26 protein-coding genes are annotated in these 20849 nt (G+C 49.1%); 20 read left to right on the plus strand and 6 right to left on the minus strand.

Annotation, left to right across the window (positions count from 1 at the left end; translation table 11 throughout):
- A complete protein-coding gene (locus tag AC2JF8_RS01325; RefSeq protein ID WP_500729480.1) occupies positions 1-795 on the plus strand; it encodes an ABC transporter permease in 795 nt (264 codons plus the stop codon).
- An 8-nt stretch (positions 796-803) separates the two neighbouring features.
- Complete coding sequence (locus AC2JF8_RS01330; RefSeq protein ID WP_500729481.1) at positions 804-1583, plus strand: ABC transporter permease; 780 nt, start codon at positions 804-806, stop codon at positions 1581-1583.
- A gap of 68 nt (positions 1584-1651) precedes the next feature.
- Here the strand turns inward: AC2JF8_RS01330 and AC2JF8_RS01335 are convergent, their stop codons facing one another.
- Positions 1652-3004: a MurT ligase domain-containing protein gene (locus tag AC2JF8_RS01335; protein WP_500729482.1), complete on the minus strand. Its 1353-nt coding sequence runs from the start codon at positions 3002-3004 to the stop codon at positions 1652-1654.
- Between the two features lie 146 nt (positions 3005-3150).
- Between AC2JF8_RS01335 and AC2JF8_RS01340 the strand changes: the two genes are divergently transcribed.
- The 18 genes from AC2JF8_RS01340 to AC2JF8_RS01425 all read left to right on the plus strand — a co-directional run bounded on the left by AC2JF8_RS01340 (position 3151) and on the right by AC2JF8_RS01425 (position 17132).
- Positions 3151-3750: a thymidine kinase gene (locus AC2JF8_RS01340; RefSeq protein WP_500760465.1), complete on the plus strand. Its 600-nt coding sequence runs from the start codon at positions 3151-3153 to the stop codon at positions 3748-3750.
- A gap of 17 nt (positions 3751-3767) precedes the next feature.
- Positions 3768-4856 (plus strand): peptide chain release factor 1, encoded by a 1089-nt coding sequence (gene prfA, locus AC2JF8_RS01345; RefSeq protein ID WP_500760467.1) that lies wholly within the window; start codon positions 3768-3770, stop codon positions 4854-4856.
- Positions 4849-5697 carry a peptide chain release factor N(5)-glutamine methyltransferase gene (gene prmC, locus AC2JF8_RS01350; protein WP_500729485.1) on the plus strand — a complete coding sequence of 283 codons (849 nt, stop codon included), beginning with the start codon at positions 4849-4851 and terminating at the stop codon, positions 5695-5697. The genes prfA and prmC overlap by 8 nt, the downstream gene beginning before the upstream one ends.
- Positions 5697-6701, plus strand: a complete 1005-nt coding sequence (locus AC2JF8_RS01355; RefSeq protein WP_500760470.1) for an L-threonylcarbamoyladenylate synthase — start codon at positions 5697-5699, stop codon at positions 6699-6701. Before prmC ends, AC2JF8_RS01355 begins: the two co-directional genes overlap by 1 nt.
- Positions 6702-6782: 81 nt before the next feature.
- The gene (gene upp / locus AC2JF8_RS01360) at positions 6783-7412 is read left to right on the plus strand and encodes a uracil phosphoribosyltransferase (RefSeq protein ID WP_500729487.1); all 630 of its coding nucleotides are present in this window, start codon (positions 6783-6785) and stop codon (positions 7410-7412) included.
- A 115-nt stretch (positions 7413-7527) separates the two neighbouring features.
- Entirely contained in the window at positions 7528-8241 is a 714-nt protein-coding gene (gene atpB, locus AC2JF8_RS01365; protein ID WP_500729488.1) for a F0F1 ATP synthase subunit A, read from the plus strand.
- Positions 8242-8260: 19 nt separating this feature from the next.
- Positions 8261-8488 (plus strand): F0F1 ATP synthase subunit C, encoded by a 228-nt coding sequence (atpE, locus tag AC2JF8_RS01370; protein ID WP_500729489.1) that lies wholly within the window; start codon positions 8261-8263, stop codon positions 8486-8488.
- Positions 8489-8528: 40 nt separating this feature from the next.
- A complete protein-coding gene (gene atpF, locus AC2JF8_RS01375; RefSeq protein ID WP_500729490.1) occupies positions 8529-9041 on the plus strand; it encodes a F0F1 ATP synthase subunit B in 513 nt (170 codons plus the stop codon).
- Positions 9041-9589, plus strand: a complete 549-nt coding sequence (gene atpH / locus AC2JF8_RS01380; protein WP_500729491.1) for an ATP synthase F1 subunit delta — start codon at positions 9041-9043, stop codon at positions 9587-9589. Before atpF ends, atpH begins: the two co-directional genes overlap by 1 nt.
- 14 nt (positions 9590-9603) lie before the next feature.
- Positions 9604-11115 (plus strand): F0F1 ATP synthase subunit alpha, encoded by a 1512-nt coding sequence (gene atpA / locus AC2JF8_RS01385; protein WP_500760472.1) that lies wholly within the window; start codon positions 9604-9606, stop codon positions 11113-11115.
- A 10-nt stretch (positions 11116-11125) separates the two neighbouring features.
- Positions 11126-12088: a F0F1 ATP synthase subunit gamma gene (locus tag AC2JF8_RS01390; protein WP_500729493.1), complete on the plus strand. Its 963-nt coding sequence runs from the start codon at positions 11126-11128 to the stop codon at positions 12086-12088.
- Positions 12089-12111: 23 nt separating this feature from the next.
- The gene (gene atpD / locus AC2JF8_RS01395) at positions 12112-13551 is read left to right on the plus strand and encodes a F0F1 ATP synthase subunit beta (RefSeq protein ID WP_500760843.1); all 1440 of its coding nucleotides are present in this window, start codon (positions 12112-12114) and stop codon (positions 13549-13551) included.
- 11 nt (positions 13552-13562) lie between these two features.
- On the plus strand, positions 13563-14000 hold the full coding sequence (locus AC2JF8_RS01400) for a F0F1 ATP synthase subunit epsilon (RefSeq protein ID WP_500729495.1): 438 nt from the start codon (positions 13563-13565) through the stop codon (positions 13998-14000).
- 72 nt (positions 14001-14072) lie between these two features.
- The gene (locus AC2JF8_RS01405) at positions 14073-14303 is read left to right on the plus strand and encodes a DUF1146 family protein (protein ID WP_500760475.1); all 231 of its coding nucleotides are present in this window, start codon (positions 14073-14075) and stop codon (positions 14301-14303) included.
- 83 nt (positions 14304-14386) lie between these two features.
- Positions 14387-15376, plus strand: coding sequence for a rod shape-determining protein (locus tag AC2JF8_RS01410; protein WP_500729497.1), 990 nt, complete (start codon positions 14387-14389; stop codon positions 15374-15376).
- A gap of 16 nt (positions 15377-15392) precedes the next feature.
- On the plus strand, positions 15393-15686 hold the full coding sequence (gene yidD / locus AC2JF8_RS01415) for a membrane protein insertion efficiency factor YidD (RefSeq protein ID WP_500729498.1): 294 nt from the start codon (positions 15393-15395) through the stop codon (positions 15684-15686).
- A gap of 8 nt (positions 15687-15694) precedes the next feature.
- Entirely contained in the window at positions 15695-15922 is a 228-nt protein-coding gene (locus tag AC2JF8_RS01420; protein ID WP_500729499.1) for a DUF2969 domain-containing protein, read from the plus strand.
- A 16-nt stretch (positions 15923-15938) separates the two neighbouring features.
- Positions 15939-17132, plus strand: coding sequence for an FtsW/RodA/SpoVE family cell cycle protein (locus AC2JF8_RS01425; RefSeq protein WP_500760477.1), 1194 nt, complete (start codon positions 15939-15941; stop codon positions 17130-17132).
- A 68-nt stretch (positions 17133-17200) separates the two neighbouring features.
- Here AC2JF8_RS01425 and AC2JF8_RS01430 read toward each other — a convergent pair whose 3' ends face one another.
- The 5 genes from AC2JF8_RS01430 to rpsD all read right to left on the minus strand — a co-directional run bounded on the left by AC2JF8_RS01430 (position 17201) and on the right by rpsD (position 20773).
- Positions 17201-17653, minus strand: a complete 453-nt coding sequence (locus AC2JF8_RS01430) for a universal stress protein (RefSeq protein ID WP_500729501.1) — start codon at positions 17651-17653, stop codon at positions 17201-17203.
- Positions 17654-17698: 45 nt separating this feature from the next.
- Positions 17699-17980 carry a hypothetical protein gene (locus tag AC2JF8_RS01435; RefSeq protein WP_500729502.1) on the minus strand — a complete coding sequence of 94 codons (282 nt, stop codon included), beginning with the start codon at positions 17978-17980 and terminating at the stop codon, positions 17699-17701.
- A gap of 319 nt (positions 17981-18299) precedes the next feature.
- The gene (locus AC2JF8_RS01440) at positions 18300-19622 is read right to left on the minus strand and encodes a replication-associated recombination protein A (RefSeq protein WP_500760480.1); all 1323 of its coding nucleotides are present in this window, start codon (positions 19620-19622) and stop codon (positions 18300-18302) included.
- Complete coding sequence (locus AC2JF8_RS01445) at positions 19622-20092, minus strand: DUF1694 domain-containing protein (protein WP_500760483.1); 471 nt, start codon at positions 20090-20092, stop codon at positions 19622-19624. The genes AC2JF8_RS01440 and AC2JF8_RS01445 overlap by 1 nt, the downstream gene beginning before the upstream one ends.
- 69 nt (positions 20093-20161) lie before the next feature.
- Positions 20162-20773 carry a 30S ribosomal protein S4 gene (rpsD, locus tag AC2JF8_RS01450; RefSeq protein WP_500729505.1) on the minus strand — a complete coding sequence of 204 codons (612 nt, stop codon included), beginning with the start codon at positions 20771-20773 and terminating at the stop codon, positions 20162-20164.
- Positions 20774-20849 lie beyond the last annotated feature (76 nt).

The raw sequence follows: 20849 nt of genomic DNA on the forward strand, positions 1-20849 counted from the left end.
ATGCGTGCTTATTTTGCAATTATGAAGACGGCGCTGAAATCGATTGTCAATAATAAAAGCAGCGTGGTCATCCTGCTGCTGCAGTCGCTCGTGCCAATTGTCGTGATGGGCTACCTGTGGTCAAGCATCCTGGCACCCGGGCAAACAATTGGTGGGTTGACGCGAAACCAAATGATTGTTTACTACTGCGGCGTCAACTTCATCAACTTTTTCGTGTGGTATGCGATCGACTGGGACCTGAACAACGACATCCACTCGGGTGAATTATCCAATATTTTGCACCGACCGGTTTCAATTCAGACGTATTACTTCTGCCGCATGCTGGGCGACCGTGTAGCCAATTTCCTCCTGCTGGCACCGCTGCTCTTAATCGACCTAGGCTGCCTGCTAACGCACAACGCCATGGACATTTCCCTTGCAGCGGTCGCTAAGTTCGTGGTCAACATAATTTTGACGGCAGTTTTATGGTTTCTTTTTTCCTATCTTGTGGGCAGCCTGGCGTACTGGTTCGAAAACCTCTTTTTCGTCTTGCTGGTCAAGGAAGTGGTCGTTTCGCTGCTTGCTGGCTATTATTTTCCCTTGTCAATCTTGCCGGCGGCTTGGCGCAGGGTGCTAGGGTGGCTGCCGTTTCAATATTTTGGCGATTTTCCGGTTACTTCGCTAATCAAAGGCAGCACAACCGCCTTTTGGCTGCAGAACATCCTGCTTGAACTGGTTTGGCTGGTTATTTTCTATTTATTGGTGCTGGTGGTTAACCGCCGTGGGCTGCGCCGGTATTCGGATGTGCAGGGGTGAAGTTTAGCATGAAGCAAAATTTGTTGATGATTAAGTCACTGGTTAAGGTCTCATTTCTAAAGACGATGTCATACCGCCTGGACGTCCTGTTTGGACTGCTCTCGTCAGCCATCTGGCTGGGCGTGCCGATTATTTTTTTCAAGGTGCTCTACCTAAACGTCGACCAAATCGCGGGCTGGACGTTCAGGGCAACGCTGTTATTGGTTGGCGTTTATACCCTAATTGACGGCATCATGATGGCCTTCCTGGTCAGCTCGATGCCCAGCTTGGAACAAGATATTCGCGAGGGGACGCTTGACAACATTCTGCTTAAGCCGATTAACCCGCAGCTTTATTATTTTTTTCATTCGATTGATTTTACCCAGTTTTTAAATGCGCTGCTGGGCCTAGCTGTGATTATTTATGCTTCACGGGGGTACAGTTTTTCGCTTGCGCAAATTGGCCTCTTCGTTATTTCGTGCCTGGCTGGCGGCACCCTGTACTACTCACTCTGGTTTTTATGGACCATCTCGGCCTTTTGGTTTCCGACTAACTTTGGCCGCTCCGACCTCTTCCTCAGCATGGTTCAGATTGGCCGCTACCCCGCCAGCATTTTCCGGGGTGCCGGCAGCATCCTGTTTAATTTTTTGCTGCCCTTTGGGATGGTGGCAACACCGGCAAGTGTCGTTCTACTAGAGCACAACACGAGCGTTCTGCTGGTGCAGCTTCTGGTGGCGGCTGTTTTCGTGCTGCTGGACGTTGTCTTCTGGAAGTTGGGCGTTAGGAAGTACGATGGTGCAGGTCGCTAGCGCGCATAATTTAAAATTGAGTGCAAAAAACGCACAAGTCATTTTGATAACTTGTGCGTTTTTGGTTTCTACATTCCTGCTTGAATAATGTTCTTTTCGGCCATTGCCTTGCGCAAAGCGAGCATGGCGGTGTAGGTCGATAAAATATAGACCTTCCTCGTGGGCAGCTCTGCCACCTGGGCAATCACCTGGTCGTAGTCGCTGCATGAAGACATTTGCCCCGGATCAAAGCCCGCAACTTCCAGCCGAAAGCCCATGTCGTGTTTACGTTCGCCGCCGACCACAACCTTCTTGATTTGATCATGGTTCAACGCTTCGAATTGCCCGTCCCAGATCCAGGACGTATCGATGCCGTCCGCGTGGTTGGCGTTGAGCAAGGTAACGAGAGAATAGTCCTCCCGCTCAGTGCCCAGCATGTGCAAGACTTCGTCTAAGCCGACCGGGTTTTTAACCAAAATCAAGTTGATTTCTTTTCCGCCATAGTTAATCAATTCCTGCCGGCCAAAGACGCGCTTGTTCTTGGCGAATGCACGGGCAACCTCATCATCGCTCAAGCCGAAGTGGCGGGCAACTGCATAAGCGGTCAGCGCGTTATAGATGTTGTAGGTGCCGCCAATGTTGATGCGGTAGGTTCTGGAGCCCATTTGAAATTCCAGCTGATTGGGCGTCTCACGGATAATCTGGTTGACGGAATATGACAAGTGGGGGCGCTGGTAGCCACAGTTGGGACAGAAAAAATCGCCCAGGTTGGCATAGATTCGCTCGTGATAGTGCAAGATATGGTTGCAGCGCGGGCAGAGCACGCCGTCCGTGTTGACGGGTGCCACGCCGTCGTTTTCGGGGCGGTCGTCTGGCAAGGTGAAGCCGTAAAAAAGCTTGGGGTTAGGCAAGTTGATTGAGGAAAAGATGCTGGCGTCGCCGTTGGCAATAACGGTTGCCTTAGGTGCAAGCTTGATGCCGTCGACAATCTTTTCGTACGTGGTGTAGATCTCGCCGTAGCGGTCCATCTGGTCGCGGAAGATGTTGGTCAAGACAAAGCAGCTGGGGTGGAGCAGCTGGGTGACCATCTTCACGTTGGCCTCATCAACTTCTAAAACAGCGATATGCCGCTTGGCCGTGCCGTTTTTATGCGCCAAAAAGGCCGTGACAATGCCCTGCTGCATGTTGGAACCGGATGGGTTGGTCAGCACGTCGCCGTACTTTTCGCGCAGTGCTTCGACAATCAGGGCCGTGGTCATGGTCTTGCCGTTGGTTCCCGTAACGATCACGGTTTCGTAGTCGGCAGCCAGGAAAGACAAGATTTCCGGGTCAATTTTCATTGCCAGTTTGCCCGGAAAACTGGTCCCGCCCTTGAGGACGTTATGAAGGAAGCGGTAGCTTGCTTTTCCGGCAAAATTGGCGATTCTAGATTTTAGGTTCATATTTTTCCCTCGCTTTAAAATCACTAACAACTATAGCATAGCCGGCAAACGAAAACGAGTTTTTGATGACGATTTAACTGCACAGATTTTGATTTTCATCTATACTAGATAAGTTAGGTGAATTTATTTAAAATAAAGGAGCAAAAATGGCACAGTTATTTTTTCATTATGGTGCGATGAATAGCGGCAAAACCATTGAAATTTTAAAGGTAGCGCATAACTACGAGGCCCAGGGCCGCAAGTTTGCCCTCATGACGAGCAGCGTTGACGACCGCAGCGGCGTCGGCACCGTTGCTTCCCGGATTGGCCTGCAGCGCAAGGCCGTGCCGATTGAACAAGATATGGACATTTTCGCTTACATCATGGAGCTCAACGCTCAGGACCAGGCGCGCGGCGCGGGTCCGATTGCATGCGTATTAATCGATGAGGCCCAATTTTTGGCGCGGCACCACGTCATTGAGTGCGCTAAAATTGTTGATGAGCTGAAAATTCCGGTGATGGCGTTCGGTCTCAAGAATGATTTTCAGAACAACTTGTTTGAGGGCAGCAAGAACTTGCTGATTTTTGCCGATAAAATATATGAAATCAAAACAATCTGCCATTATTGCGGGCGCAAGGCCACGATGAACCTGCGGGTTCATAACGGCAAGCCCGTATATGAAGGTGAACAGGTTCAAATTGGCGGCAACGAGAGTTATTACCCGGTCTGCCGTTTTCATTATTTTCACCCGAACCAAGCACGATAGAAGGGAACAAAAACAAAATGGATAAAATTATGGCACAACTTGAGGGTCTAGTGGCTCACTACGATGAACTGCAGGAAATGATGGCTGACCCGGAAGTTATTAATGATACCAAGCGCTACATGGAGATTTCCAAGGAGGAAGCGGACCTGCGCGAGGTGGTCGAAAAGTACCGTAAGTACAAGGCCGATAAAAAGGAAATTGCGGATAATAAGGAAATGATGGCGGGCGAAGATGATACTGATCTCGTCAACATGGCAAAAGAGGAAAATAATGAACTAGAGCACGAGATTGTGGACCTGGAAGATGAGATCAAGATTCTGATGTTGCCCAAGGATCCCAACGATGACAAGGACATTATCATGGAAATCCGGGGTGCAGCGGGCGGCGACGAAGCTTCGCTGTTTGCCGGTGATCTGCTTAGAATGTACGAAAAATACGCTGAGCGGCAAAACTGGCAGGTGTCGGTGATTGACAGCGAACCGACTGAAGTCGGAGGCTACAAGCGGGTCGCCGTCATGATCACGGGCAGCAAGGTTTATTCCAAGCTGAAGTACGAAAACGGTGCGCACCGCGTGCAGCGCGTGCCGGTAACCGAGTCACAGGGACGCGTGCACACGTCAACCGCAACGGTGGCAGTAATGCCCGAGTACGAACAGGTTGACCTTGAACTTGATCCCAAGGATATTAGGGTCGACGTGTACCGGTCAAGCGGTGCCGGCGGGCAGCACATCAACAAGACGTCCAGTGCGGTGCGCATGACCCACCTGCCGACTGGCATTGTGGTTGCCATGCAGGATCAGCGCAGCCAGCAGCAGAACCGGGAAAAGGCAATGCAAATCTTGACGTCACGGGTCTACGATTATTATGAAAGCCAGAACCGAGACAAGTATGACGCAAAGCGCAAAAATGCGGTGGGGACTGGTGACCGCTCCGAGCGGATCAGGACTTATAACTACCCCCAGAACCGGGTAACTGATCACCGTATCGGCCTGACACTCAACAAGCTCGACCGCGTGATGAACGGGGAATTGGACGAGGTCATTGACGCGCTGATCGTATACTTCCAGACCAAACAGTTAGAGGAGTTGGCAGGACAAAATGACTAAGATTGCTAATTTAAGGGACTTAACTATTTGGGCAGCTGACTACGCACCGGCTGCGCGTCCCGAAGATATTGCTTTCCTGCTGTCCGAACGACTGCAGCTTACCCCGAGCGAGTTCCAGCTCAAACAAGATTTGAAGCTGTCACCAGAAGAGATCAAAACGGCGCAAAAAGATATCCGGCAGCTCGCTAAGGGGACTTCGCCGCAATACATTCTGGGCTACTCCTGGTTCTTGGGCTACAAAATCATGGTTCAGCGCGGCGTTTTGATCCCGCGTTTTGAAACCGAGGAACTGGTTGACTGGACACTCGCCCACCTCAAAACAGGCGACAAGGTGCTGGATCTTGGTACCGGGTCAGGCTGCATCACGGTGGCCTTGGCAAAAGAAGCCGCTAAGAGGGGAATTGGCAGCCTTGATTTGTATGCTTCGGATATCACCGATGCTGCCTTGAGGACCAGTGAAGAAAACTTTTTAACCTATAATATTGATGTGACCGTGCGCAAGGCCAACGTGCTGATTGGTCTTGAAAAATTTGACAAGATCGTTTCTAATCCACCGTATATTAAGGAAACGGAAAAAGAATTAATGGACCAAAATGTTTTGCAGAACGAACCTAAAGAAGCATTGTTTGGGGGCCAGGATGGTCTGGGTTTCTATCACAAGTTCGTCAAACAGGTGCACGAACACCTAAATCCTGGCGGCGAGTTCTTTTTAGAATATGGATTTAGCGAAAAAGAGCAGCTGCAGGAGCTGTTTGCAGCGCAGCTGCCCGACTTTACGGTTGAGTTTAGAAATGATTTAGCCGGCAAACCACGCATGGTAAGGGGGAAGTGGAACAAGTAATGGAAACAAGAATCTATACGCGTGAGCAAATAGGCGATGCAGTCAGGTTGTTGGCTGCCGGTGAGCTGGTTGCGTTTCCCACCGAAACGGTATACGGGCTTGGTGCGCTGGCAACTAGCGAAGAGGCCGTCAAAAACGTATATGCGGCTAAGGGGCGACCGAGTGATAACCCGTTGATTGTGACCGTTGCTGATGAAGCGATGGCGGCACGGTATGCACGGGCAATTCCTGACCGTGCGCAAAAACTAATCAAGCATTTTTGGCCGGGTCCGTTGACTATTTTATTGTACGTGAAGACCGGGAGCCTGCCCCCAGCCGTCACGGGTGGACTGGACACCGTGGCCTTTCGCTGCCCTAAGGATAAGCTAACGCATGAGTTGATTGCCCGCCTCGGCTACCCGATTGTTGGTCCGTCAGCCAACACATCGACCAAGCCCAGCCCAACAACGGCCCAGCACGTCTACCATGACCTGAAGGGCAAGATTGCGGGAATAATCGATGGCGGTGAGGCCCAGGTTGGACTTGAATCGACGATCATCGATTTGTCAGTTGAAACGCCGGTCGTTTTACGGCCGGGTGCAATTACCCCCCAGCAGCTCAGCGAGGTTCTGGACGAAGAGGTCCTGCTCAACAGTGGCAAGGTGGCCGACAAGGATATCCCCAAGGCACCCGGAATGAAGTACAGGCACTACGCGCCCAGTAGCCCGGTGACTGTCGTCGATGATGCCCGCGACTTTGCCCAGATCGACTTCGATAACGAGACGGGCGTAGCTGCGCTGGGGACAGAATTGGCTGCACTGGACCTGCCCGATTGTAACAAGTTTGATTTAGGCAAAAGCCTCGCGGATGCGGATCATAACCTCTTTGCTGGGCTGCGCTACTTCGATGACAGACCGGACATTAAGCAAATTTTTGTCCAGGGCTTTCACGGCAGCGAGGAGACGCTGGCCTACATGAACCGCCTCAACAAGGCGGCAGCGGGGCACCATTTTACCGCAAAATAAAAAATTGCTTGCAAAGGACTTTAAACCCTTTGCTTTTTTGATTAGAATAGCACTAAGCACATTTGTATTAGGAGGAAGATAATGGGCAAATTTACGGTATTGAATCACCCGTTGATTCAACACAAGTTAACGATCATCAGACGCAAGGAAACAAGCTCGAACGAGTTTAGGCGGATTGTTGGAGAAATCGGTGGGCTCATGACCTACGAGATTACCAGGGACCTCCCGCTGCAGGACGTTGAGATTGAGACGCCGATCGGCAAGACCACCCAGAAGGAAATCGCGGGCAAGAAAATGACCATTGTGCCTATTCTGCGCGCTGGCATTGGGATGCTCAACGGCGTAATGGAAATGATTCCATCGGCCAAGGTCGGCGTGATTGGGATGTACCGCGATGAGGAGACGCTGCAGCCGCACGAGTACTTCTGCAAGATGCCTAAGGACGTGGCGGAGCGCAATTGCTTGATCGTTGACCCGATGCTTGCTACCGGGGGCTCAGCCAATATGACGATCAGCGCACTGAAAAAGCGCGGCGTCAAGAACATCCAGCTGGCCGTCTTGGTTGCCGCACCGGAAGGCGTTAAAGCGGTGCAAAAGGAGAATCCCGATGTGGACATTTTTGCGGCGGCAGAAGACGATGAATTGCTGCCCAACGGCTACATTGTCCCCGGCCTGGGCGACGCTGGCGACCGTTTATTTGGCACTAAATAAGTCCGTGAGAAAATTAATTGCAGAATTCGCTTACAATCTTACACAAAATTATTGAAAGGTGTTAATATTGTATGAGTGTTCGATAATTGGGCACAAGAAGGGAGGTCACGGAGTATTGGAGAAACCATTTGTTTTTAAATTTTTAGGTTTAAATTTTGATCTTGCCGGGGTCATCGGCTCAACATTGATGGCAGCTGCTGTGTTATTCATCTGTATTTGGCTATCACGCACGGTTGAAATGAAACCGAACAAGAAGCAAAACGTATTGGAATACCTGCTCGACTTCACTGACGGTATTGTCAAAGACAACGTCGCAGATGTCGATGCACGGAAGCACCTTTCGCTTTACGCGTTTGTTCTCTTTCTTTTCATCTGGTTTATGAACCAACTGGGCTTGTTTTTGGAAGTCAAGGTCGGCGACTTTATGGTTATTAAGTCGCCAACAGCTGACCCAGTAACGACAATGTCGTTTGCAATGATGACCTTGCTTCTATCATTCACGTTTGGAATGCAAAAATTTGGCACTGGTGGTTATTGGCGCAATTATGCTGAGCCAGTCAGCTTCTTATTTCCCATCAATATGATTGAGGAAGTAACCAACTTTCTGACGCTGTCTTTGCGTTTATATGGTAATATCTATGCGGGTGAAGTTTTGTTGACATTAATTGGGAATAGCTTTGCACCTAGTTTCGGCGTTCCAACACTGATTCTGGCTGCGCCGCTTGCCATGATCTGGCAAGGTTTCTCTGTCTTCATTGGCTCTATCCAGGCATATGTTTTCGTAACTTTATCGATGGTTTACATTGGTAAAAAGGTTACAAAAGAATAATTTTTTTGGAGGTTTAAATATGTCACAGGCTTTTAAGTATCTTTCTGCAGCACTCGTTGCTGGTATTGCAGCGCTCGCTGCTTCTTGGGGTAATGGTAAGGTTATCACTAAGACGGTCGAAAGCATGGCTCGTCAACCGGAAAGTGCTGGTAATTTAAGATCAACCATGTTTATCGGCGTTGGTCTGATTGAAGCTGTCCCGATTTTGGCGATTGTCGTTGCTTTCCTGATTCTCTTCTTAAAATAATTTGCTAAGAAGTATTGTTAAAAAGAGAGAAGGGCAGTAAATGACATTTCAAACTTTATTTGCAGCCTCGTCCAATCATATATATCTTGGAAATACCCTCTGGTATTTGATTGTTTTTGCAATTTTGCTTCTCTTGATTAAGCATTATGCCTGGGGACCAGTCTCCGACATGATGGAAAAAAGACGGCAAAAAGTAATCAATGACTTAGATTCGGCTGCGGATAACCGCAAAAAAGCCGAGGTTTTGGCTAATGAACGCGAAGCGGCCTTGAAAAATTCACGGCAAGAAGCAGTGCAAATTCTCTCTGGTGCCAAGGCTAACGCCCAAAAGACGAGCGACCAGATTGTGGCCCAGGCCAACACGAGTGCCGCTGAAATTCATGAAAAGGCTAAGGCGGAGGCTGCACAAGCAAAGGCTGATGCGTTAAACGAAGCCCGTGCACAGGTAGCCGATATTTCGGTAACAATTGCGGAAAAGGTAATTGCACGGAATTTATCTGCTGATGACCAAAAAGATTTGGTTGATCAATTTATTAAGGGGCTGAACAAGTAATGGCCTTAAGTAAAGAAGAAATTGCTGCACGTTACGGTACTGCGCTGTTTGATTATGCACAGGACATGAAGGCTTTAGATGCTGTTCATGCGGATCTGGGGGAATTGGGCAAGGCTCTTGCTGAATACCCGCAGATCCTCAAAGTTTTTAGTGATCCGATTCTTGACAGTAATGAAAAGAAAGCGTCCCTGTCCGCTATTGAACGGGGACTGATTAAGGAAGTTCAAACCTTTTTGAACCTGCTTTTGGACTATAACCATTTTGGGGAACTGCCTGGCATTATTGATCACTTTAATTATTTATATAATAAGAATAAAAAAATCATGGTAGGGACCGCAATTACTTCGATCAAACTTGATGAATCACAATTGTCTGCCCTAAGTGCAAGTTATGCGCAGAAGTACGGGCTAAGTGCTGTCAACCTTGTGAATAAGGTTGACAAGAGCATTATCGGCGGCGTGATTTTACGGGTAGGCGATTGGGTAATCGACGGCTCCGTTAAAAACAAGCTAAAAAAGATTCGTGCGCAATTAATTAGTAAAGATTAAAAGAGGTGAAACCATTGAGCATAAAAGCAGAAGAGATTAGCTCTTTGATCAAGCAGCAGCTTGAACACTATGATGACAAGCTCGACATTAATGAAGTCGGGGTTGTGACTTACATAGGTGATGGTATCGCCCGGGCTCACGGATTGAACAATGTTTTGGCTAATGAACTATTGGAATTTGACAATGGTTCTTATGGTATTGCTCAAAACCTTGAATCAAATGATGTTGGTATCATTATTCTGGGCAATTTTGATGATATTCGTGAAGGTGACCAAGTCAAGCGTACTGGTCAGATTATGCGTGTGCCAGTTGGTGACGAGTTAATCGGCCGGGTTGTTAATCCTTTGGGTCAACCCGTTGATGGTTTGGGCGAAATTAAGACAAGCAAAACGCGTCCAATTGAGGATAATGCGCCAGGCGTAATGGAACGCCAGTCCGTTAACCAGCCCCTGCAAACGGGAATCAAGGCGATCGATGCCTTGGTTCCAATCGGTCGTGGTCAGCGTGAGCTGATCATCGGTGACCGTAAAACAGGCAAGACCAGTCTGGCAATTGATACAATCTTGAACCAAAAGGGACAAGACGTAATTTGTATTTATGTCTTCATTGGACAAAAGGAATCAACGGTTAGGACGCAGGTAGAGACGCTGAAGCGCTTCGGCGCAATGGACTATACCATCGTCGTTGAGGCGGGACCAAGCGAACCGGCCCCGATGCTGTATATTGCACCGTATGCGGGTACCGCAATGGGTGAGGAGTTCATGTACAATGGCAAGGATGTGTTGGTGATCTTCGATGACCTATCCAAACAGGCCGTGGCTTACCGTGAACTTTCCTTGCTTCTTCGTCGTCCGCCTGGTCGTGAAGCGTATCCCGGCGACGTCTTCTACCTGCACTCACGCCTGTTAGAGCGTAGTGCGAAGTTGAGCGACAAGCTGGGTGGCGGTTCGATGACGGCTTTGCCGTTTATTCAAACCGAGGCCGGGGATATTTCGGCTTACATCCCAACGAACGTGATTTCAATCACGGATGGCCAAATTTTCCTGCAGAGCGATCTGTTCTTTGCCGGGACACGGCCGGCAATCGACGCGGGCAACTCCGTTTCTCGTGTTGGTGGTAGTGCCCAGATCAAGGCAATGAAGAAGGTTGCTGGTACCTTGCGTACTGACCTCGCCGCCTTCCATGAACTGGAGAGTTTTGCGCAGTTCGGCAGTGATTTGGACCAAGCAACACAGGCTAAATTGAACCGGGGTCGCAGGGTTGTCGAAGTTTTGAAGCAGCCTTTGCACGATCCCATTCCGGTTGAAAAACAGGTTATTGTTTTATACGCCCTGACTCACGGCTATTTGGATGCTGTTCCGGTTGAAGATATTGCACGCTTTGAAAAGGAACTATACGATAACTTTGATAATGCTCATGCGGACCTTTTGGAGCATATCCAAAAGACGGGCGAGCTGCCTGATGAAAAAGAGTTACAAGCTGCAATTGCGCAATTTGCAGATAGTTTTTCACCAAGTAATAATTAGGAGGTAGTTTATGCCTGCATCGTTACTTGAGTTGAAGAAAAAAATTGCTTCGGTTAAGCAGACTGGCAAGATCACGGAAGCCATGCGGATGGTTTCCGCGTCAAAATTAAATCAAACGGAAAAACGCGACAAGGGCTACACGGTTTATAATGAGCACGTGCGCAAGACCCTCTCGCGTCTGATGAGTGCTGAGGTTGTCAACCACCTGCATAAGGAAAATGTTAAAGTTGACGAGGAGAGCATCGGCAAGCTCGATTACGAAAACGTATTTGGCTTGGGCATTGTTTCCGATATGGTGCAGGCACGCAAGGAAATCAAGTCAACTGGTTACCTGGTTGTCACCGGTGACCGGGGCCTGGTCGGTTCCTACAACAGTGCCGTCATCAAAAACATGATGGGCCTGGTTGAGGATTCAAGAGCGCAGCACAAAGACATCAAAATTTTGGCGGTCGGGTCTGTCGGCGCAGACTTTTTCAAGAAAAATCGCCTTAACGTGGTTTATGAAAATGATGCAATCAGCGATGTTCCCACTTTCGATGAGGTTTTGCCCATTGTTTCAACGGCAATTAAGATGTATCTGAATGGCGTATACGATGAACTGTATGTCTGTTATACGCACCACGTCAACTCGCTCTCATCTGCGTTTCGGGTTGAAAAGATGCTGCCAATTGTCGGGATTGACATTGGCGTCAAAGAAGCCGAAGCCCACAAAGATTTAGAATATGACATTGAACCGGATGTTAACGCCGTTTTAACCACTCTGGTGCCGCAGTATGCCCGTTCGGCAATCTATGGTGCAATCCTAGACGCCAAGACCGCTGAACATGCAAGTTCGATGACGGCAATGCAGAGTGCGACGGACAACGTTAATGATTTGGTTTCTAGTCTTACTACGAAGTTAAACCGTGCAAGACAAGCAGAAATCACTACTGAAATCACTGAAATTGTCAGTGGTGCAAATGCTTTGAAATGATTAAAGAAAAGGAGGTAGATATTTTGAGTGAAGGTGAAGTTGTTCAAGTAATCGGCCCCGTGGTCGATGTGAAATTCCCGCTTGATAAAAGCCTACCTGATATTAATAATGCTTTGCGTGTAATTAAGTCAGAGGATGAGGCTGTCGTCCTTGAAGTCACGCTTGAACTTGGTGATGGTGTCCTAAGGACAATCGCCATGGAATCTACCAATGGTCTGATGCGCGGAATGAAGGTCCAGGATACTGGCGGACCAATTTCAGTACCCGTTGGCAACGATACCCTTGGACGTGTTTTTAACGTTCTGGGCAACACAATTGATAACGGTCCCAAGTTTGATCAGGATCATGCCCGCGAAAGCATTCATAAGGAAGCACCTAAGTATGACGAACTGACCACGAGTCAGGAAATACTTGAAACGGGGATCAAGGTTATCGACCTGCTTGAGCCCTACGTTCGGGGCGGCAAGGTTGGTCTGTTCGGTGGTGCCGGAGTCGGCAAAACCACGATCATCCAGGAATTGATTCACAACATTGCCCAGGAACACGGCGGCATCTCTGTTTTTACCGGTGTTGGTGAAAGAACGCGTGAGGGTAACGACCTGTACTTTGAAATGAAGGCTTCAGGCGTCTTGAGCAAGACCGCCATGGTCTTCGGACAGATGAATGAGCCGCCTGGTGCCAGAATGCGGGTTGCGTTGACCGGCTTGACGCTAGCGGAGTACTTCCGTGACGTTGAGGGCCAGGACGTGTTGCTCTTCATTGATAATATTTTCCGGTTCACGCAGGCGGGATCAGAAGTTTCCGCGCTGCTTGGCCGGATGCCAAGTGCCGTTGGTTACCAGCCCACGCTGGCAACGGAAATGGGTCAACTGCAGGAACGGATTACTTCGACCAAGAAGGGTTCAATTACTTCAATTCAGGCCGTTTACGTGCCCGCCGATGACTATACTGACCCGGCACCAGCCACAACCTTTGCCCACCTTGATGCTACGACCAACCTGGAGCGTAGCCTGGTGGAACAGGGAATCTATCCGGCGGTTGACCCGCTCCAGTCGACGTCTAGCGCGCTGGACCCAGAAGTCGTTGGCAGCGAGCACTACCAAGTCGCTACGCAGGTGCAGCATGTCCTGCAGCGTTACCATGAGTTGCAGGATATTATTTCTGTGCTGGGCATGGATGAATTATCCGATGAAGAGAAGGTTATTGTTAGCCGTGCTCGTAAGATTCAGTTCTTCTTATCGCAGAACTTCTTTGTTGCTGAGCAGTTTACTGGCGTTCCTGGTTCATATGTTCCAATCAAGGAAACCATTAAGGGCTTTAAGATGATTCTAGAGGGTCACCTTGATGACCTGCCAGAAGATGCTTTCCGGAGTGTTGGTCCAATTGAAGACGTCTTGAAGAAGGCGCAAGAGATGGGTGTAACCGCTAGTGATCCGGAAGCTCAAGCATTGTTGGAAAAGTAGGGTGATGTCAAATGGCAGAACCAGAAAAACTTTTTAAGGTCAATGTGGTAACTCCAGACGGTTTGGTTTTTTCCCACCGCTGCAGCTTGGTTGAGATGCGGGCGATTGATGGTCAGCGTTCGGTGATGTATAATCACTTGCCAATCTTAACGCCGCTCGCAATTGGTGAGATTAGGGTCAAGCGTGGCCGCGAGGCAAACAATGTGGTGAATCACATTGCCGTCAGCGGCGGCTACTTCGAATTTTCTGACAACGTTGCCACGGTTATTGCTGATAGTGCTGAACAATCGAGCAATATCGACGTTTCGCGGGCCGAAGCCGCCAGAAGGCGCGCGCAAAAGGCCATGGAAGAGGCCAAGGCCTCACATGACGAGCGTTCCTTAGAGCGGGCTCAGGTTGCATTAAGAAGAGCCGTCAACAGGATCAGTGTTTATAATTCAAGTAATTAAGTCGAGCTTAAACGGATGCACATAAGTGTGTCCGTTTTTGGTTAACAGTAAAAAAGAAAAGCGAGAGATAAAATGTTTCAACTCGGTGTTCATGCTCTAATCAGTATTGTGATCTACCTGATTACGATTGGCCTGTCGTTTCAGATAATGAAAAGCGTGCAGGTCGAAAAGATCATTCGCAAGAATAGGACGTTTGAGGCCCAGCTGCTGCTGATTTTTACGGCCATTGCCCTGGGCTACCTGGTCGGCAATTTCTTCATCGCCCTAATCGATACGTCCCTGCAACTGAGCAATTTCTTTTAAAACTTGGTAAAGTGGGCGAAATGGGCGGCAAACCAGAGACCCTTTATGGTAAAATATACAATGAATATTTATGGAGGATTATCGTGGCACGAGATATAGGAATTGATCTAGGAACAGCAAATGTGCTCATCAACGTCTCTGGCAAAGGGATTGTGCTGAATGAACCGTCAGTAGTTGCTGTTAACACTAGCACAAACAAAGTAGTAGCAGTTGGCACCGAAGCATATAGGATGGTTGGACGCACGCCCGGCAATATCCGCGTAATTCGTCCCCTGAAGAATGGCGTCATTGCCGATTTTGATATCACCGAGGCGATGCTGTCGTACTTTATCCAGAAGTTAAACGTCAAGGGGCTCATGTCGAAACCCAATATCCTGATATGTGCACCGACCGGCGTTACGTCAATCGAGCAGAAAGCCATCATCCAGGCCGCCGAAAAATCTGGCGGCGGCAAGGTCTACCTGGACTTCGAGCCCAAGGTTGCGGCTGTTGGTGCGGGTCTTGATATTTTTAAGCCGCAGGGCAACATCGTGATTGACATTGGTGGCGGCACCACTGATATTGCAGTCTTGTCCATGGGCGAAATTGTGACCAGTCAGTCGCTGCGCTACGCCGGCGACCACATGAACCAGGCAGTCGTGTCTTACATCAAAAACAAGCACAACCTGCTGATTGGCTCACGGACGGCCGAACAGATCAAGATTGAAATCGGCAGCGCATTTGAACCGGATGAGGAGCAAACGATTACGGTCCGGGGACGCGACATGGTTGACGGCTTGCCCAAGCAGGTAACAGTCTCGGCGTCTGAGATTCAGGAGGCGCTGCACGATGGGCTGATGACGATCATTGCTTCAACCAAGGAAGTACTGGAAAAAACGCCACCCGAATTGTCCGCAGACATCATTGACCGGGGCATTATGCTGACCGGTGGGGGCGCACTGCTTAAGAATATCGACAAGCTGATTTCTTACTACCTGAAGGTGCCGGTTTTAACGGCCGACCAGCCGCTTGAAGCCGTAGCACTTGGTACGGGCATATTGCTCAACAACATCGAGAAACATCAGGTTCACTAATTACCAGGAGATTGCTTTGCGTAAAATTTTGATTTTTTTAGTTAGAATTTATCAGCGGTTCATTTCCCCGGCCCTGCCCAAGAGCTGCCGGTACTATCCGACGTGCTCGGCTTACATGGTTGATGCGTTGACCAGGTTTGGCCCGGTCAAGGGGCTCGTTATGGGCATATGCCGGATTTTGCGCTGCAATCCTTTTGTGCGCGGCGGTGTTGACCCTGTGCCTGATAAATTTACTATTTTCCGTAATCCTCACCCGGAAAAATACGAGGATGAAATTATCGCCAAGAAGTTTCATCCGTATGCAAAGTAGGAGATATTATGTCAAAAAAGCCAGTAAATATTAACGTTGAAATTAATGAAGTAAAGGGCAGGGAAAATCCGACCTGGGAGGTAATTATCCCGAATAAGAAGCCGATTGGAACAATTGAAAAAGTTTCGGGGCGCTACCGCGCCACGACGGGCAAGACCCAAAGCGTGCTATACGCGAAGAGCCTTGAAAGCAGCATCAATGACCTGCTCTCATATTTTGCCCTGCACGAGAAATAACGGGCAGTGATAATTAATGGTAAAAGTAGAAAACAAAACAAGCCTTTACGACCGGATTGCCTGGAACATCGTTGTTCCCATTCTGATCCTTGCAGCGGTTGGACTTTATTCAATTTATTTTGCGGCTATCGATGATCCCAGCCACATGGGCAGTCCGGCGAAGGCCGTCCTAATGCAGGGCCTATGGTACGTCATTTCGGTGGCGATTGTAGTCTTCGTTATTCAGTTTGACGCGGAGCAGCTCTTCCGCATTGCGCCCTATGTGTATGCCTTTGGCATTGTCCTGCTGATTCTGGTTTTGTTCTTTTACAACCGTGGGGTTGCTGGAGATACGGGTGCTAAGAGCTGGTTCAAGCTGGGGCCGATTTCCTTTCAGCCGTCCGAGGTGATGAAGCCGGCCTTTATCCTGATGCTGGCCCGGGTCGTTCATGACCACAACCAAAAGCTGATGCACACGATTAAGAACGACTGGCTGCTGATTGGCAAGGTCGTTGCGTGGCTCTTGCCGGTTGCCGTCCTGCTCAAGCTGCAGAATGACTTCGGGACGATGCTGGTTTTTATTGCAATTGTCGGTGGCGTTCTCCTCGTGTCGGGTATTTCCTGGAAGATTATCACGCCCATGTTCATCGCGCTTTTTGTCCTTGGGGCCACCGTGATCTTCATGGTCACGACGGCGGGGGGGCAGTCCTTTTTAAGCCACTTCTTCCAGCCCTACCAGTTTAAGCGGATCATGTCGTGGCTGAACCCGGCGACCGACACCTCCAAGGATGCGTACCAGTTGTGGCTCAGCATGCAGGCGATTGGATCGGGGCAGCTGTTTGGCAATGGCTTTGGCAAGTTGAGCGTCTACGTTCCGGTCCGGGGTTCCGATATGGTCTATTCGGTCATCGGCGAATCCTTTGGCTTTGTCGGCAGCGTGGCGGTTATCCTGCTTTACCTCTACCTGATTATCCAGATGGTGCGCATCACCTTTGACACGCGGAACGCATTTTATTCCTACGTTTCGACCGGGGTCATCATGATGATTTTGTTCCATGTCTTTGAAAACATTGGCATGAGCATTGACCTGCTGCCGCTGACCGGGATTCCCTTGCCCTTTATCTCGCAGGGGGGCTCGGCTCTGATCGGCAACATGATTGGAATTGGGATGATTCTTTCGATGAAGTTTCATAACAAGGACTACATGTTCAGCCAGGCCGGTGACTTTTAAAAATGCAAGACAAACTAAAAAACACTTCTTTTCTATTGAAGTGTTTTTTTAGTTTAGTGCGGTTTGTGTTAAAGCCGTAATTCTTTAGTCGTGCGGCACACCAAGACGTCGCAGTCAGCAGTGCGCGTGACGTATTCGGTCACGCTGCCAATCAATATTCTTTCCACTGCGTTGAGTCCCGTTGCACCGACAATGATCAAATCAATGTCATGCTTCTGCGGAAATTCGTGTGCGATGATCGCCTTGGGAGAACCAAATTCAATTGAGAAATGAACGTCCTGGACTCCGGCACGAGTAGCGTCGTCATAGCACTTCTTACATTTTTTCCGCGCATCGTTAGAGACCTGTTCCACCATTTCGGAATCGAAGCTCGACACGTTTTGAAAAGAACGGGTATCGATGACGTGCAGGATTTCTAGCGTGGCCCCATTGCGTTTAGCCGCCGCAACCGCCTTTTTAAAGGCGAGGTCGGCCTCCATGGAACCGTCAATAGCAACTTGAATACGGTGATATTGTTTCATAGTTAAATACCTCTCTCACCATATTTTACCAAATTTTCGGCCGAATTATTCATTCTTTTGGTTAATTAATAGGCTAAAAATCAAAATGGTGCAGGAACTAAGGACAAGGGTGATCAGGTTGAGGTACTTGTTATCCTGAAGCACAAGAAAGAGACCGAGCAGGCTTTCCAAAGTGAGAATAATCGCGGTCCACGTCATGATTGACCTAAAGTTGGCATTGTTCTTGCTGTTGAAGATGAGGAAGTGGCTGCCGCGGTTATGCCAAAGGTAGTATGCGGTTGCCAGCATTATTATTAGGTAAACGGTGATGATAGCTTTAAGAATCATAAAAATCTCCACGTAAAAAACGGTCGTCAGACCGTTTCCTCTAATTTCGAAAAAAATCCGAGTTGACCAAACATAGCAAAACGGTGCTTGTTGAACCCGCAGTGTTCAAAGAAATGAGAAGTAGCGCAACGAATGTGGATCCTATGCTGATAGATCAGATAGTATTCCGATTCTATTGTTATTTACTGTCTCGCACGTAATATGTTTGACCGGTCAACTTTATACAATTTAGCTAATCAGTCAACCCAGATCAACTATTATATTAGCTAAAATAATGCTATTTGTCAACTTTTCTTCGGCAGCACACGGATCAACACGCTTAATTTTTCCCGTCAGACGTGGTTTTCAGGCCCTCTTTTTGCATGTTGTGCAAAACTTGGTACTGCTTGAGCAGCCCTTTTTCAATTTTGGAGTTGCCTTTAGGGGTAAAGTACTGCGTGCCCAGGAGCTTGTCGGGCAAATACTGCTGGGGAATCCAGTCGCCCGGATAGGAGTGCGGATATACGTAGCTGGTCCCGTGTCCCAATTTTTCAGCGCCGGAATAGTGCGCATCCTTGAGGCTGTCAGGGATTGATCCGGTGTCTTTGTTTTGGACATCGCTCAAGGCCTGGTCGATTGCGCTGATTGCACTGTTGCTCTTGGGCGAAAGTGCCAGCTCGATTACGGCGTTCGCAAGCGGTATGCGCGCTTCGGGCAAGCCGAGACTCTGCGCAGCCTGAATTGCAATTATTGTGTGCTGGGCCGCGGCCGGGTTGGCCAGGCCAACGTCTTCGTAGGCGATGACGCTCAAGCGGCGACAGATTGACACGAGGTCGCCGGATTCAATCAGGCGCGCCAGATAATGCAGTGCGGCGTCTGTATCCGAGCCCCGGATTGACTTTTGAAAAGCCGAAACGAGGTCATAGTGACCGTCTCCGGACGCATCAAAGTTTTGGGCACGCACCTGAATGGAATTAGCCATCGTCTGCTGGTCAATTTTAAAGCCCGAGCTGGTGTCTGTCCCGTCGGCTTTAAGTTCCTGCTTGGTTGAGCGCACGGCCAATTCCAGGCCGTTCAGTGTTGCGCGCAGGTCGCCGTTGCCCTTCTCAACGAGCAATTTTTGGGCTTCGGCAGTGAGTTCAACGTGATAGCTGCCTAAACCGTTTTCCTCATCGTGAAGGGCACGATCGATGGCCTTGTTAACGTCGCCTGCGTCCAGCGGCTTAAGCTCAAATATTTGGCAGCGCGAACGAATGGCGGGGGAGATTGAGATGTAGGGATTCTCCGTAGTGGCGCCGATAAGAATAATCTGGCCACTTTCGAGCAGGGGCAGGAGAAAGTCCTGCTTGGTCTTGTCTAAGCGGTGAATCTCATCGAGCAGGAGGATCACCGTACCGCTCATTTTGCCTTCAAGTGCAACTTGCTGCAGCTGCTTCTTGCCATCGGTTGCGGCGTTAAGCTTGCGAAAAGCATACTTAGTCGAGCCCGCAATCGCACTCGCGATGCTGGTTTTACCGATGCCGGGCGGGCCGTAGAGGATCATTGAGGATAAAAGCTTGGCCTCAACCATGCGCCGGATAATTTTGCCCGGACCAATCAAGTGTTGCTGGCCAACCACCTCATCCAAATTGTGCGGGCGCATTCTGTAGGCGAGTGGTTTCATTATTTGTCTCCGTGGAAGAGGCGGTGCCAGAAGCCCGCCTTTTTGCTAGGGGCGGCCGCAGTCAACTTGTCTTGGGGCATTTCGGGTGGGTAGACCTGGCCGATTTCAACCCGCAGCTTGTTGATCGCAGTGGGGGCAACAACCAAAATTGCGGTGTCCTCCGGTCCCGTTTGGGCGGTTTCATTGTTGACTAGGGTAAATGAAATATTGTACTTGCCACAGTTTGTTTCAACTTGGTTCAAAAAATTCCCGTCCAGATTGCCATTGATCAGAATGGAGTAACCAACAAAGTCAGGGAAGTGCAGCAGAAATAAGTTGGTCAACTTGGCATCCGCTGTTTCGGCATTCGTCATCCGCACCAAGACCCGCTCGCGCAAAGAACCCAAAAATCGTCTGCGCTCATCGGGCCTTGTCTGGGGCGTAATCCCCTGGGCCGCATTTGCGACCCTCGTATTTAAATCGTCGGACATTGTTTTGGCCTTCCTTTCGCGTAGCAAAAACCCCTCTCCAAGCAGGAAAGGGGTTTGGTAATGAAAAAATTAAAGCAATTTGTTGTAGTATTCAACAACCAGGGCTTCATTAATTTCTGGTTCCATTTCATCACGTTCTGGAAGACGTACAAGAGAACCTTCCAACTTGTTGTCATCAAATGAAACGAATGATGGGCGAGCCACAACTGCTTCAAGCGCATCTTTGACTTGCTGCAAGTTCTTTGACTTCTCCCTCAGACTGATGGTTTGGCCAACGCTAACCTCGTATGAAGGAATGTCGACCCGCTTGCCATCAACGGTAACATGACCGTGGTTGACCAGCTGTCTAGCTTGTTCCCTAGTGGTAGCCAAGCCTAAGCGGTAAACCAGACTGTCCAAACGGCACTCAAGCAAAACCATGAAGTTGGTACCGTGCTCACCTTCACGAATCTTACCAGCGCGCTTGAACAAAGTTCTAAATTGACGCTCGTTTAAGCCGTACATCCAGCGCAGCTTCTGCTTTTCATGCAGCTGCTCGCCGTATTCCGACAAGCGCCCGCGTGCGTTGGGACCGTGCTGACCGGGGGCGTAGTTGCGCCGGCTAAGCTCCTTGCCCGTGCCTGAAAGGGAAATCCCTAATCTTCTTGACCGTTTCCAACTTGGACCTGTATATCTTGACATAAAATCCTCCAATAAAATCTGCTAACAGTTTTTGGAGTAAAATAATCACGTATAAGTTCAACATTCGTGCATCTTA

Source organism: Lactobacillus sp. CA30L, assembly GCF_059900845.1.